This is a genomic window from Oceaniferula marina (genome assembly GCF_013391475.1).
Taxonomy (GTDB): domain Bacteria; phylum Verrucomicrobiota; class Verrucomicrobiia; order Verrucomicrobiales; family Akkermansiaceae; genus Oceaniferula; species Oceaniferula marina.
The window spans coordinates 1,171,583-1,184,061 of the sequence record NZ_JACBAZ010000001.1 but is presented as its reverse complement, the minus strand read 5'-3'; the positions used below and the strand labels follow the sequence as shown (position 1 = coordinate 1,184,061).

The following is a 12,479-nucleotide window of genomic DNA, read 5'->3' as shown; positions in this document are numbered from 1 at the left end:
ACCCTAGTCTTCCTCCTGCTTCTTTTTCTTCTTTTTCTTTTTGCCGTCTTCTTCCTCATCCACTTCTTCTTCCGGAGGGTCGGGGTCGAGACCTCTCAGGATGCGGATGTAGCGCTCCATGCTTTTCTGGGTGACGTCAATTTCTGCTTCGAGCATTTCGGCGTAGGCATCATTGCCTTCTTTTCGAAGTGCTGCGATTTGCTTGTCGATTCCTTGGAAGTAAGTGATCCGTGATTTAGTGAAATCGATGAGGTATTTGTTGTCGATTTTTGTTTGGTTGGCGAGTGCCTCTTTGTGAATGGGATTGATGGCCTTGAGCTCCTTGATGTCGGTGAGATCGATTGTTTCAGGGATACGTCCCAATTGCCTGAATTCGGCAAAGGCCGCAGTCGACTTGATTTCCATCGGTTTACGGATGTTGCGCTCAAGCTTTCTGAGCACGCGTTTGACATCGCGTTCGAAGCTATCGATGTTTTTGCTGAGGTCCTCATCGTAGTTGGAGAGGGTGCGTTTTGCCTGCCCTTGCATGAAGGTTCGAGCTTTTACCAGGTAAGCTTCGATGTCGAATTCGGGAGGTGCCGGTTGATCTTCAGGATCTTCTTGGGCTGAGTCCTCGGATTCGGGGCTGTCCGATTCCTTGTCGGCGAGTTGATCTTTTGCCTTTTCATCTTCCAGAGGGTCGGGGATGTCAGGTGTCGCATCGCTGTCTGGAGATATGTCCGTTTCGGCGGATGTTGTGCCCTCATCTGGTGATGTGTCGGCGTCCCGATTTTTCACCGGCTTGTGCCAATCCTCACCAAGCTCGGAAGTTTTTTGATCTTGTTTGTTTCTTTTTTCTGCTGATGGGGACGAACGGTCGAGGAAATCCGGTTGAGCGTTTGGCTGAGGATCGGGAGTGTTCTCTTTTTCTGGAGAGGATGATGAATTAACCGCGATGGCGATGATCGCGATGACAACGACCACCACCAGGATTATGATGAGAGGCGCGGAGCTGCTCGAGCTATTGGCGGAAGAAAGGGTGGACGCCCGGAGTTGGGGGCCACCTAAGCCTGGCTGACGTGAAACGGGAGCCGCGGCAATGATTTGCGGAGTTCGGGGCGTAGTGGTTTTTTCCAGAATCGTTTCCAGAGCGTCTGCCATATCCGATACCGAGTTGTAGCGTTGCAAGGGGTCCGGTTGGATTGCCAGTGCGACGATGTTATCAATGTCGGGGGAAAGTGACTGTATCGATGAGGGTGGTTGATACGGGTTTTGTGGAAAAACGCCGGTGAGCAAGGTATAGAGCATGATGCCCAGCGAATAGACGTCACTCGATGTCGAGGCCTCCGTGTCCGCCGAAGCAAGTTCGGGGGCGAGGTAGGCCGCCAAGCTTTCATCCAGTTCCCCCTCATCCAGATTGGAAAACCCAAAATTGACAATTTTTGGATGACCATCGTTGTCGAGCAGGATGTTCGACGGGTGCAATCGCCCATGGACAATCCCTTCGCGATGAGCCAGGCTTAATCCTCTGCAGATGGCGAGGACCAAGGTGAGGGCTTCATGTTCCTTCACATAGTTGCCATGGGTCGTTTCATGCAGTGTTCTCCCTGGGATGTGCTCCATGATGATGTAGAGCATGTTTCCGGAAATTCCAAAATCGAACACGTCCACCAGATTGGGATGTTTGAGCTTGGCCATGCTCTTTGCCCCGGTTTCAAAGGCTTGGCGAAGGTCGGGAGCCTGTGCGATTTCAGGGGGCAGCACCTTGATGGTGACGGCTCGATCCAGCGAGACCTGATTTGCTCGGTAGAGGGCACCGTGTTGGTTGAGGGAAATGAGCTCGTGGACCTCGTAACCGCTCAGTAAATCGGACAACTCCTCCGTGGTTGGGCATGTGGATTCGGGATAAGGCGTCATGGTATTGACTATCATTCAGCGCCATTGCTTATGTTGCAAGACGGGGTGATTCGGACCTTTCCGGCGGGTGGGCCGGGCGGGGCCTCATAAGGATGATACCTGATGAGATATTGTAATGAGCTCAGTTCGGAACCGTTCCTGACGCTGCCGAGTGATTGGAGGAATCTCACATATCAGCACCGTTGATGTGTAATTCAAAACTACTGGCTGGAACCCTTGCGGGGCAAGGCAAAAACCATAAAAATACGCCATTGTTGATTGTATGGGTTATTGAAAGGTTTTCAAACAATCATGGGGTTTGAGGGCCTTATGAAGATTCTAGAATGTAGTCAACAAATGAAGTCCCTTTGGTCTTTGTATTTTCGAGTTCTTTTTCGACCTCTCTGAGACTGGAGGTCAGCCCTTTGGCTTTGAGTTCCTCGGCGGTTTTAAACAGGCTGATTCTGTATTTTTCCCGGATGGTCTCAGTTTCGTTGTAGTAATCTGAACTGTGGCGCGTTTGTTTTGCTAGCCGGGAGTCCAGGATTTTTTGCAACTTGGCTGGCATGTTGATGCGTGACAGGTCATCGGGGATGCGGTTGTTCACGTAGCGACTTTGCATTTCAAGAATTCCGGCAGTGTAGGCCGTTTGTTGGCTTTTTGGTAGGCTGCGTTGGAAGGATCTGAGGTCGGCCTCGTATCCTTTGATGTTAGAAGTGAAGAGCTTCTCGTATTTTTTCTTGATGGTTTCAATCAAGACGGCGCACTTTTTTTGTTTGGGGGCGAGGCCCGAAGTTGGCTGGACGTTTGTCTTCACTGCTTTGTGCCCTTGGTTGTCTTGGCTCCATTCGATCAGGAAAAAGGGATGTTCGGTATCGGCCGGAAAGTCTTGCCATTGTTCGTCACGGGTCACGCCACATGCCGCATCGTAGGATGTATCGGTGTCGGGTGCGCCCGGGGCCCAATGTGCGAAGCTCCATGGTTCGCCTGTCGCCCATTGCCAGGTTTTCCCCGATGATCGGAAGCCGCCGATCCAGCATGCTTCGTCGGCTCTGACCGATTTAGCTGCAAAACTCAGCAGCCATTGGTTTTCATCGGCGTTGGATGGGACTGCGAGGACTCCTCCCGCCAGTTGGGCCAGTCTGCGGGCATTTGTCCAGTTGCCTGGTTCTCCCACAAGCAGGTAGTTGCGTCCGTCATAAGTAACGGTTCCTGCCGGAAATTCAGGCGAGCCAGACGGGATGGAATCGGCGCAGCGTTTGAGCTGACTTTCGATCGTTGCAGATTGTTGGCTTTGTTTGTTCCACTCGATAAAAAAAGAACGGGTTTCGTCCATGCGAACAGGCATGAGAACTTCGGTGTCATCCACGGTGACTCCAACGGAGTTAGATGACGATCGGGTATTGAATGTCCATGGGGATCCATCGATCCATGTCCATTGCTTTCTGCCCGCGCAGCCAGCACCTAACCAAATGCTGTCGCCCGAACCCAGTTGGGAGCATAACCAGGCTAGATCGCTTTGGGCCGGAGTGGTTGCCAGGTGACCACCGTGGAATTCGCAGAAGGCTCTGGCCGCGTGCCAGGTCATTTTTTCTGAGACAAAGAAATAGGAGGATGTGTCGCGACGAAGAGACCCTTTGGGTAGAGCGTTGAAATTTCCTTGTATCAGTTGTGGGCGCAGGCGGCTGAGTGCTTCGCGCGGGGTTTCGACTTTGACGGGTGGCAGTGGGGTTTTTTGTGCAGCCTTGGCAGCTTGCGCGGCGGCGTCGGCTCTGGCCTTGGCTCTGGCCGCGGCTAGTTCCTTGCGTTGGCGTTCTTTTTCCAGTTTCTCTTCTTCTTTTTTCTGCTCCAGCTTTGCCTGTTTATTTGCGCGATGGATTTTGACTTGTTTGAGTCCTTCCCAAGCGACCACGATGGCGGCAAGCAGCGCGATAATAATGATGATATTTCGAATGAATGGGACGTTTGACCCTACTTTGACCTGTGGCATTGGGGTCGCCGGTCCATTGCCCGTGGGGGCAGAGCTTCCAGATTGGGTCTGCAGCGGGGCATTGGATGTAGTTGCCGTTACCAGAGACTTTGGGCCTCCAGCGGATCCTGCCGGCTGGTTTGCTGTGAGTAGGGGATTGTTGGTTTTATCTTCCTTGGTTAAGGGCTCGAGGGCATCGGCCATGGCTTCAGCCGAGCGGAAGCGGAGCGCAGGGGTTGGGTGAATCGCCTTGCGGATGATTTGGTCGAATTTAGGGTTGCAGTGGCAGCGTGTTGCAACCGGGGAATACGCACGTTCCGGGAGTTCGCTGGTGAGTAGCTCGTAGAGTAGAATCCCGACGGCATAGATGTCGGTGCTTTCGTCAACAGCCTGAGGATTGTGCAGGACTTCGGGCGCAGTGTATCCTGGGGTTCCAAAAGCGGAGTCTTTTTCGTGTTCTCCCACTGGGCGGGCCAAGCCGAAGTCTCCAATTTTTGGGGAGGCTGATGGATCGAGGAGAATATTGGCAGGTTTGATATCACGGTGGAGGATACCGTGTTTGTGGGCATTGGACAGCCCTCTACAAATATCACGGACAATGCGGGCAGCTTCTGCCGAGTCAATGGTTTTGCCGTAGGCTGAATGATACAGGGATTTTCCCTGAACCATTTCCATGATGATATAGAGCATGCCGTCAACCTGACCAAAATCGTAGATGCCAATCAGGTTTGGGTGGTTGAGCTTGGCCATGCTTTTGGCTTCAGCCTCGAAGGATGCCCGGAATTCAGCATCTTCACCAAAGTGGCGGGGCAAAATTTTAATGGCGACGGGGCGGTCCAGGGATTTTTGGTTTGCCAGGTACACTGCACCCATCCCTCCCTTTGCGATAAAAGACAGGACCTCGTATGCCGGTAGCAGCTTGGAAATTTCCTCTATGGTCGGCGGTGTAAAATCAGAGGGAGATGGATCGGAACTCATGGTGTGCAGGTTTGAGAAGGCCTCTAACGGAGGTTTGGATCGCGTGCAATAGCAATGTAACGTTCGGGGCCGTAAAATCTTGGGTTTTTTATTGTGTAGGAATGAGGTTTTTTATTCGTTGTTGATTAAGCTGCTCATCCAGAGTGGTTTGTAGGGGGGCGGCATAGAACGCATCTTCGATTAAACCCCGGTATTTAGCTAAAGTTTCATTCGGATTTTGCCTGGTGCCTGGGGACGGTCCATAGCCATAACCTATGTGAGAGCTCGAACTTTTCCGGATCTCAAAGTGCAGGTGAGCCGGGTAGTTGAGGTTGGCCGTTCCGACGGTGCCAATGGTTTGCCCTTGGTAAACAACATCTCCGTAGGCAAGGTGGAGTTGGTCCAGGTGGGCATACATGGATTGAATGACTTCACCTTCCGGTGTTCGGTGGGCAATGATCAGGGTGTTTCCCCAGGCAAGTGATGGTTCACCACGGTAGATCACGAGGCCGTTGGCGATGGCGTAGACTGGGTCACCCAGGTCGGTATTCATTCCGCCGATCCCATTTAAATCATCTCCGGTGTGGTGGCCGCCGCGTGCAGGGTTGTCAGCCCAAAATGGCTGCGCGTTGTAGGTTAACGCTCCATGCTCGGTTCCCATGGGTTGGCTCATCCGTGAGACCTTCGGTATGAGTGTTCGTTCAAACCCACTAAGCTGGATAAAGCGGGAGTCAAAAGGTGCCGGTTGGTCGTTTACTGGGAAGCCGAGTGGGGCATCGGCATCCTGATGCGAGGTGAGAGATTTGATCGGGCGCTCGGTATCGACGGCAGGTTTTAAAAACTCACGGGCAATCAGCACTGCTATTGCAACAAAAAGGAATGCGACTCCAAAATGAATGAGGCGTTGTTTCATTGGTGGCGGCGGGGGTTAAAAGTCGAGGATGATTTCAGCCCGGCGGTTGGCCCGGCGGCCGTCATCCGTGGTATTGGGTTGCCGGGGTTGGGATTTGCCGTGGCTTGTGATTTGCATTTGTTGAGCGGGCACTCCTACTTCGGTGAGAAATTGGACAACGGCTTCTGCTCGTTTGCGCGAGAGCTTGAGGTTGTATGAATCCGATCCCAAAGCGTCTGTGTGGCCGGAAATCGTGAGTTTTTTGTCTGCAGAAGCTTTGAGGAGCTTGGCTACGATTTTGAGCTGGCGCTTCGTTCGACGGGTTAACTCGTTGGAATCCAGTTTAAAAAAGAGCACAATGGAATCTCCCCCGCGTAGGTTTTTGATCAGAGGGACGTAGTGGATATCACCACCGGAGAGGCGGCTGGCATAATCTGAGAGGAGTTTGTCGAGGTTGATTTCGGTGACCTTCCAAGGCTCTTCCTGGGATTGGCGTTTTGAGCTGAGGGCAAACATGGCACTTTTTTCCTCATTGGGAGGTTGGATCCGAATCATCCAGCCGGCTGCGTTGTTGCTCAGAAACATGTTCCGGATCGCTTTTTCTTGGCGCAGCTGGTATTTGCCCTCTTCGAACAGGATACAAAGCCCGGCAAGGGTGGCATAGGAAACCTGGCTGGCATCGACATGTTTGCTGGCTTCTGTGGGGTCAAGTTGGAGGATGGCATTTAGAAATGCTTGAACCGTGGCGGTGGCCAGCTCCATTTCAGGATTGGGTTCGGGTGTTTTTGGCTGAGGGTCGGTATCGTCCTTACCAGCGGCTTTCGGCGGATCGGCCATTTGTTTTTTTAGGGGCAGGGCAATGCCATCGACCTGCCAGCTGCCTTGTGGGTTTTTTGCCAGTTTGAGCAGGATGCGTTCTTCGTCTGCGAGGTTGAGAGCCCAGTCGTTTCTGGAATCATCCACCGGGGAAAACGGCTGCTCTTGATTGAGTTGAAGTCGTGATTCTCCAGCGAGCGAGCGAAGCCGGGTGATTTGTTTCGGTGTGAGGTTCTTTTCTCCGATTAAATCGATGAAGGGTGTCAGATCCCCGGTTTCGTTGGCTTTGATGACAATTTCGCTGATATACCCGACCAATTCCTCCGGGGTCCCCCGGTAGTTGGTTTCAGTGTCGTCGACGTGTTTGCCGTTGACGGTCATCGACATGGGATCCTTTTCCTCTGTCGATGCCTGCGTTGAATCACTTTGGGATTCGGCATCACTTGAGTTTAAGCGATACAAAAGAACAACCACCGCGATGATCGCGACCACAGCGATCGCGAAAAAAATAAGAACGGGCGTTTGAGGTCGTGACTGCGGCATGCCTGAACTTTACGCATAAACCGATGAACTCCAATCGAAAAAGCGACTATTCCGGTGTAGAATACGTTAAATTTGCTGTCTTTTAAGTAGGGCCGCTTTGAGTGGATCACTTGCTGTCAAATGGGCCACTGCGATGGCGATGGCGTCCGCAGCGTCGTGGGGGGGCGTTTCGTTTAGTCCCAGCAGAGCTCTGACCATGAATGCCACTTGTTGCTTGTCGGCGGAACCATTGCCGGTGACCACTTGTTTTACCTTGCGAGGTGCGTATTCGAATATGGGTAAGCCGGCTTCTGCTGCGCTGATCAAGCTGGCTGCCCGAGCGGCCCCCATGGTAATGGCGGTGCGGTGTGATTGGACGTAGATGATGCCCTCGACAGCGACCTCATCGGGTTGCCACTGGGAAATCAGATTGTTGATGCCGGTGTGAACGGCTGACAGAGCCGCAGACTGCGGAATTTTTGGCGGAATGGAGATGACTCCGAAGTCGAGTACGTCTTGCTGTTGATGGTCCCCCTCCAACAGGGCATAGCCTGTGTTTCGAATGGCGGGGTCGATCGCGAGAACTTTCATCCAGTGAAAAAATGAGCGGGCCTAGGCTATCAGCTGGGTTGGAGCAACCCGGGGTCGTGACTAGCGGCGGCGGCGGCGTGGTGCCGGCGGGCGTTTGCGGCGGACAGGTTTTGCTGGAGAGTCATCGAGCAAAGCTGTGTATTTGTAATCGAAATCTTCGAGTTTACGCCGCTCAATTTTTTTATTGATGAAATTTTCAACGGAGGTGGCGAAGTCGAGTTCGTCCGCAGTGAGGATGGTGAAAGCATCACCTTCAGCTTCGGCCCGACCGGTCCGTCCAATCCGGTGAACGTAGTCTTCCGAGTTTTCCGGCACCCGGTAGTTGATCACATGGGTGACTCCCGAGATGTCAATCCCGCGTGCTGCAACATCGGTGGCAACAAGAATGTTATAGGTTCCTTCCTTGAAGCCCTTGAGAGCCTTCATCCGGTCGGTTTGTTTAATGTCGGAGTGCATCGCAACCACCTCGTCGTGGCCGGTGCCTTTGATGAGGCCGGTGAGGGCGTCTGCTTCTTTGCGGGTGCGGGTGAAAATCATGACCGAGTGAAAGTCTGTTTTTTCCAGCAGTGCGAGCAGGAGTTCGTCGCGTTGGTCCATCGAAACCGGGTAGAAAGCATGTTTAACTGTGGCTGCAACGGCGCGGCGGGCGATTTCAACTTCCTCCGGGTCTTTGAGACACCATTGGGCAAAACCTTGGATGGCCGGAGGCATGGTGGCCGAGAAAAAGAGCGTCTGGCGCGATGTCTCTTCGGTATTCCATGGGCAGAGGCTGACAATTTTTCGAACGATGGGTAGGAAGCCCATGTCGAGCATGCGGTCGACTTCATCCAGAATCAGAATTTCAATTTTGCCGAAGCGCATGGTGGCGCGGTAGAAGTGGTCGATCAACCGGCCTGGAGTGGCGACGACGATATCGGCTACTTTCATTTGTTCGTCCTGGCGTCCGTAGCCGACTCCGCCGTGAAGCAGGGCGACCTTGCATCCGGTATGTTTGCCGTAGTGCTCAAACTGCTCTGCCACCTGATGGGCAAGCTCACGGGTGGGTTCAAGAACGAGGATCTGGGGTTTGCCCAGAGGTTTGATTTTTGAAAGTGATGGCAGGGCAAAGGCTGCGGTTTTACCTGTCCCTGTCTGAGATGCCCCAATGACATCCTTGCCCTCGAGAATGAGAGGGATGGCTTTGGCTTGAATGGGGGTTGGGTTCTCGTAGCCGGACTCAGTGACGGCTTGGAGAACGGCTTCGGAGAGGCCGAGATCGGTAAAAGACATGCGCCTACCTAGGGCTTTAGCTGGGTTGTGTAAAGAAGAACCTTTGTCTGTGGGGCTTGGCGGAGTCAAGCCTATGGGCTTAGCCTTGCTTGGCATCGTTGTATCGGGTGAGTGTGAGAGCCGTCGTGATGGTGATGGTTTTTCCTTTGCCTTATGGAGAGATTGCCGATAGGTATTTTCGTTATGGTTATTTGTTTGAAGATGCGGGCGTTGGTGATCTGTTTGCTGCTCGGGAGTTTTGTTGGAATGGGTGCAGTGGTTCAGGCAGATGAATCGACTGCTCCAAAAATCCGAGTCTTGGTGGTGGATGGGTTCAGTAACCACGACTGGAAGCAAACCACAGCTTGGGTGAAGGGCTTTTTGGAAAAGACGGGACGCTTTCAGGTGGATGTTTCCACGGCGCCTGCAAGCAAGGACTCGAACGGGTGGGACCAGTGGCGGCCGTCGTTTGCAGACTATGATGTGGTGGTTCAGAATTGTAACAGCCACGGGGGACGACCGTCATGGCCAAAGGAGGTGCAAACAGCATTGGAGAAGTATGTTCGTGATGGTGGAGGGCTGTATATTCTGCACTCGGCGAACAATGCCTTTCCCGAGTGGAAGGAGTATAATCAGATGATTGGTTTAGGCTGGCGAAAGAAGGATTTTGGTGTGGCGATCACGATTGACGATAAGGGGGGCGAGGTCCGGGTTCCCGCCGGGCAGGGCGGGGGCACGAGTCACGGAAAGCGGATGGATGCTACCATTATGCGTATCGGGGAGCATCCTTTGCACAAAGGGTTTCCAAAGCAATGGAAGGCGGCGGACTTGGAGGTCTACAGCTATGCCCGGGGACCGGCTGAAAATCTCACGGTATTATCTTATGCCCGGGAACCCAAGACAGGCTTGAATTTTCCGATCGAGTGGGTGGTGAAATATGGTAAAGGCCGAGTGTATAACTCCACCTTCGGTCATGTCTGGGCAAACGCTTCCAATCCCCCGGCGATTCGCTGTGCCGGATTTCAAACACTCTTGCTACGTGTGACGGAATGGCTTGCGACCGGAAAGGTCACGACTCCGGTTCCCGAGGACTTCCCTACGGCCGAAAAGGTGAGTTTGAGGGATTGAATCAGACAGTTTTTGAAAACTTCGCCTTGCCCGAGTCGAGATAGGCATCGAAGGCCATGGCGATGTTACGTATGAACAGGCGTCCTTGGTTGGTGACCAGCAAGGCGTCATCATTGAGTTCAACCAGGCCGTCGTCTTCCATCGGTTTGAGTGACTCGATGGAGTCGGCAAAGTGGGAACGGATATCGATGCCGTGTTGTTTGGATTTGGCTTCGTAGTTGAGCTCCAACTGGCACATGATCGACATGATCAGATCTCGGCGCAGGACGTCCTCATCGGTGAGAATGATCCCCCGGTCGATCGGGTATTGGCCCTCACCAAGGGCTTGGCCATAATCTGTGAGATCTTTGAAATTTTGGCGGTATGAGCGGGATGTCTGGGAAATGGAGGACATGCCAAAGGCACAGATTTCGACTCCGCCATGTGTCGAGTACCCTTGGAAGTTGCGTTGCAGGGTTTTGTTTTTCTGGGCAACGGCCAGCTCGTCATCCTGCTTGGCGAAGTGATCCATGCCAACGTAGTGGTAGCCGTTGTCGGTGAGGATGGTAATGATTTTTTCGAGCATCCTGAGTTTGGCTTCGGGGTCCGGCAGGTCTTTTGCTTCGAGGATTTTCTGGGCTGGCATGATCCACGGAACGTGGGCGTAGGAAAAGACGGCGAGTCGGTCCGGATTGTATTCCAGGATGTTGTAGAGCGTTTGTTCGAATGACTCCGGGGTTTGTTTGGGCAGTCCGTAGATGAGATCGAGGTTGCAGGAGCTGATGCCTGCCTCGCGCAGCCACTGCAGGGCGTTGCGGTTATGCTCATCGGTTTGAATCCGGTGAACGGCTTGCTGGACTTCGGTTTTGGTATCTTGCACTCCCATGGACGCCCGGTTGATACCAAGGCGGCGAAAGGCATCGATGTGTTCCGCCGTCAGGGTGCGAGGGTCGAGTTCGGTCCCCAGTTCGGCATCCGGGTGGAAGTCAAAGCGCTCGTGAAGAAAGGAAGCAAAGCGATCGATTTGGGATGGGCTCAAGTAATTCGGAGTGCCTCCTCCGAAGTGCAACTGTCGAACTTTGCGTCCGGCTTTGATCCTTGGGATAAAGAGATCGATTTCCCGCTCCATCAGGTCGAGGTAATGATCCGCCTGTTCCTGTTTGGTGGTGATGATCTTGGTGCACCCGCAGAACCAGCAGAGTGAGCGGCAAAATGGGATGTGGAAGTAGAGCGACAGGTCGCTGTCCTCGGATTCTGTTTGATTGGCCAGCTCGGTTTTATCCGTATCATGCGAGAAGTGGGGGGCCGTCGGGTAAGAGGTATACCTGGGGCCTGGTTGGTTATACTTCCTGATGAGGTCGAGGTCGGGAATGAGCATAAATCAGTGTGATATGGAGCCTGCGGAGCAGACAGGATGAACAGGATGTTGGGGATCTTGACTCTTCTATCTTGTTGTCTTGTATCTTTTAGAAATTCGCAATCGTATCGCAGAGCACTTGCATGTTCTCCGGCTTGGCGCTGGGGAGAATGCCGTGTCCCAGGTTGAGGATATGGCCGTGGCGTCCTTTCATGGATTGCAGTAGGCGGGATGTTTCTTTGCGAACGACGTCGGCAGAGGCCGTGAGAATCAGGGGATCCAGATTACCTTGAACGGCTACGGTTTCGGGTAGTGTGTCGTAGTAGCTTGGTAGGTCGATGGTCCAGTCAATGCTCAGGACACTGGCCCCGGTTTGAACGAGATCCTCTTTGCGGTGGGCCATTCCCTTGGCGAAGATAATGACGGGGAAGTCATCGGGGAGCGCTGAGGTGATGCGTTTGATCCATTGCAGCGACATGGCTTCGTAGTGGGGGGCAGGGCAGAAGGCTCCGGCCGAATCGAAAATCTGCACGGCATCGATCCCAGCATCGATTTGCATTTTAAACAGGTCGATGACCGCAGTGGTGACCTTCTCCATGAGCTGGTCAAAGAGAGGACGATCCGAGTAAAAGAGGGATTTTAGCGCTGCACAATCTTTGAGTGAGCCACCTTCGGTCATGTAGGCTGCGAGAGTCCAGGGAGATCCTCCGAATCCTAACAATGCCTTTTCGTCGCCGATTTCTTGTCGGGTCATTCTGAGTGCGGCGGGGAGATAGGCGAGTTTGGTTTCGATATCGGAGGCGTCGAGTGCGTTGATTTTTTCGGCGGAGTCGAGCAGGTAGTCCATGGCGATACCTCCGCCGTCTTTGAAGTGATACGGCTGGCCGAGGGCTTCGGGGATAATGAGGATATCGGAAAAAATGATCGCGGCGTCCAGTGGGAAGCGTTTGAGTGGTTGCAGGGTGACTTGTGTTGCAAGCTCAGGAGTTTGGGCCAATTCGATGAACGAGTATTTTTTCTTAAGCTCGCGGTATTCAGGCAGGTAGCGTCCGGCCTGGCGCATGACCCAGACCGGGGTGCGATCGGTGGCTTGACGGCGGACAGAGGCGAGAAAGCGTTCTTTGGATGTCATGGAATGAAGAAAA

Annotated in this window: 9 protein-coding genes; 1 reads left to right on the top strand and 8 read right to left on the bottom strand. The window is 53.2% G+C overall.

Features of this window, described 5'->3' with window-relative positions:
* Positions 1-3: 3 nt before the first annotated feature.
* The 6 genes from HW115_RS04715 to HW115_RS04690 all read right to left on the bottom strand — a co-directional run bounded on the left by HW115_RS04715 (position 4) and on the right by HW115_RS04690 (position 8,891).
* On the bottom strand, positions 4-1,896 hold the full coding sequence (locus HW115_RS04715; RefSeq protein ID WP_178931403.1) for a serine/threonine protein kinase: 1,893 nt from the start codon (positions 1,894-1,896) through the stop codon (positions 4-6).
* Between the two features lie 307 nt (positions 1,897-2,203).
* Positions 2,204-4,822, bottom strand: a complete 2,619-nt coding sequence (locus HW115_RS04710) for a protein kinase domain-containing protein (RefSeq protein ID WP_178931402.1) — start codon at positions 4,820-4,822, stop codon at positions 2,204-2,206.
* Between the two features lie 88 nt (positions 4,823-4,910).
* Complete coding sequence (locus tag HW115_RS04705; RefSeq protein WP_178931401.1) at positions 4,911-5,714, bottom strand: M23 family metallopeptidase; 804 nt, start codon at positions 5,712-5,714, stop codon at positions 4,911-4,913.
* A gap of 15 nt (positions 5,715-5,729) precedes the next feature.
* Positions 5,730-7,052, bottom strand: coding sequence for an OmpA family protein (locus HW115_RS04700; protein ID WP_178931400.1), 1,323 nt, complete (start codon positions 7,050-7,052; stop codon positions 5,730-5,732).
* Positions 7,053-7,118: 66 nt separating this feature from the next.
* Positions 7,119-7,622: a crossover junction endodeoxyribonuclease RuvC gene (ruvC, locus tag HW115_RS04695; protein ID WP_178931399.1), complete on the bottom strand. Its 504-nt coding sequence runs from the start codon at positions 7,620-7,622 to the stop codon at positions 7,119-7,121.
* A 60-nt stretch (positions 7,623-7,682) separates the two neighbouring features.
* The gene (locus tag HW115_RS04690; RefSeq protein WP_178931398.1) at positions 7,683-8,891 is read right to left on the bottom strand and encodes a DEAD/DEAH box helicase; all 1,209 of its coding nucleotides are present in this window, start codon (positions 8,889-8,891) and stop codon (positions 7,683-7,685) included.
* Positions 8,892-9,074: 183 nt separating this feature from the next.
* On the opposite strand from HW115_RS04690, the gene HW115_RS04685 reads away from it, so the two are divergent.
* The gene (locus HW115_RS04685; protein WP_178931397.1) at positions 9,075-9,998 is read left to right on the top strand and encodes a ThuA domain-containing protein; all 924 of its coding nucleotides are present in this window, start codon (positions 9,075-9,077) and stop codon (positions 9,996-9,998) included.
* Between the two features lies 1 nt (position 9,999).
* Here HW115_RS04685 and hemN read toward each other — a convergent pair whose 3' ends face one another.
* Together hemN and hemE are read right to left on the bottom strand one after the other, a co-directional pair.
* Positions 10,000-11,355 (bottom strand): oxygen-independent coproporphyrinogen III oxidase, encoded by a 1,356-nt coding sequence (hemN, locus tag HW115_RS04680; RefSeq protein ID WP_178931396.1) that lies wholly within the window; start codon positions 11,353-11,355, stop codon positions 10,000-10,002.
* A gap of 88 nt (positions 11,356-11,443) precedes the next feature.
* Positions 11,444-12,466, bottom strand: a complete 1,023-nt coding sequence (gene hemE, locus HW115_RS04675; protein ID WP_178931395.1) for a uroporphyrinogen decarboxylase — start codon at positions 12,464-12,466, stop codon at positions 11,444-11,446.
* Between the last annotated feature and the right edge of the window lie 13 nt (positions 12,467-12,479).

What these genes read in the sequence shown, in the direction of transcription:
- HW115_RS04715 (WP_178931403.1), bottom strand. Translation starts at nt 1,896, where the DNA reads ATGACGCCTTATCCCGAATCCACATGCCCAACCACGGAGGAGTTGTCC.
- HW115_RS04710 (WP_178931402.1), bottom strand. Translation starts at nt 4,822, where the DNA reads ATGAGTTCCGATCCATCTCCCTCTGATTTTACACCGCCGACCATAGAG.
- HW115_RS04705 (WP_178931401.1), bottom strand. Translation starts at nt 5,714, where the DNA reads ATGAAACAACGCCTCATTCATTTTGGAGTCGCATTCCTTTTTGTTGCA.
- HW115_RS04700 (WP_178931400.1), bottom strand. Translation starts at nt 7,052, where the DNA reads ATGCCGCAGTCACGACCTCAAACGCCCGTTCTTATTTTTTTCGCGATC.
- ruvC (WP_178931399.1), bottom strand. Translation starts at nt 7,622, where the DNA reads ATGAAAGTTCTCGCGATCGACCCCGCCATTCGAAACACAGGCTATGCC.
- HW115_RS04690 (WP_178931398.1), bottom strand. Translation starts at nt 8,891, where the DNA reads ATGTCTTTTACCGATCTCGGCCTCTCCGAAGCCGTTCTCCAAGCCGTC.
- HW115_RS04685 (WP_178931397.1), top strand. Translation starts at nt 9,075, where the DNA reads ATGGTTATTTGTTTGAAGATGCGGGCGTTGGTGATCTGTTTGCTGCTC.
- hemN (WP_178931396.1), bottom strand. Translation starts at nt 11,355, where the DNA reads ATGCTCATTCCCGACCTCGACCTCATCAGGAAGTATAACCAACCAGGC.
- hemE (WP_178931395.1), bottom strand. Translation starts at nt 12,466, where the DNA reads ATGACATCCAAAGAACGCTTTCTCGCCTCTGTCCGCCGTCAAGCCACC.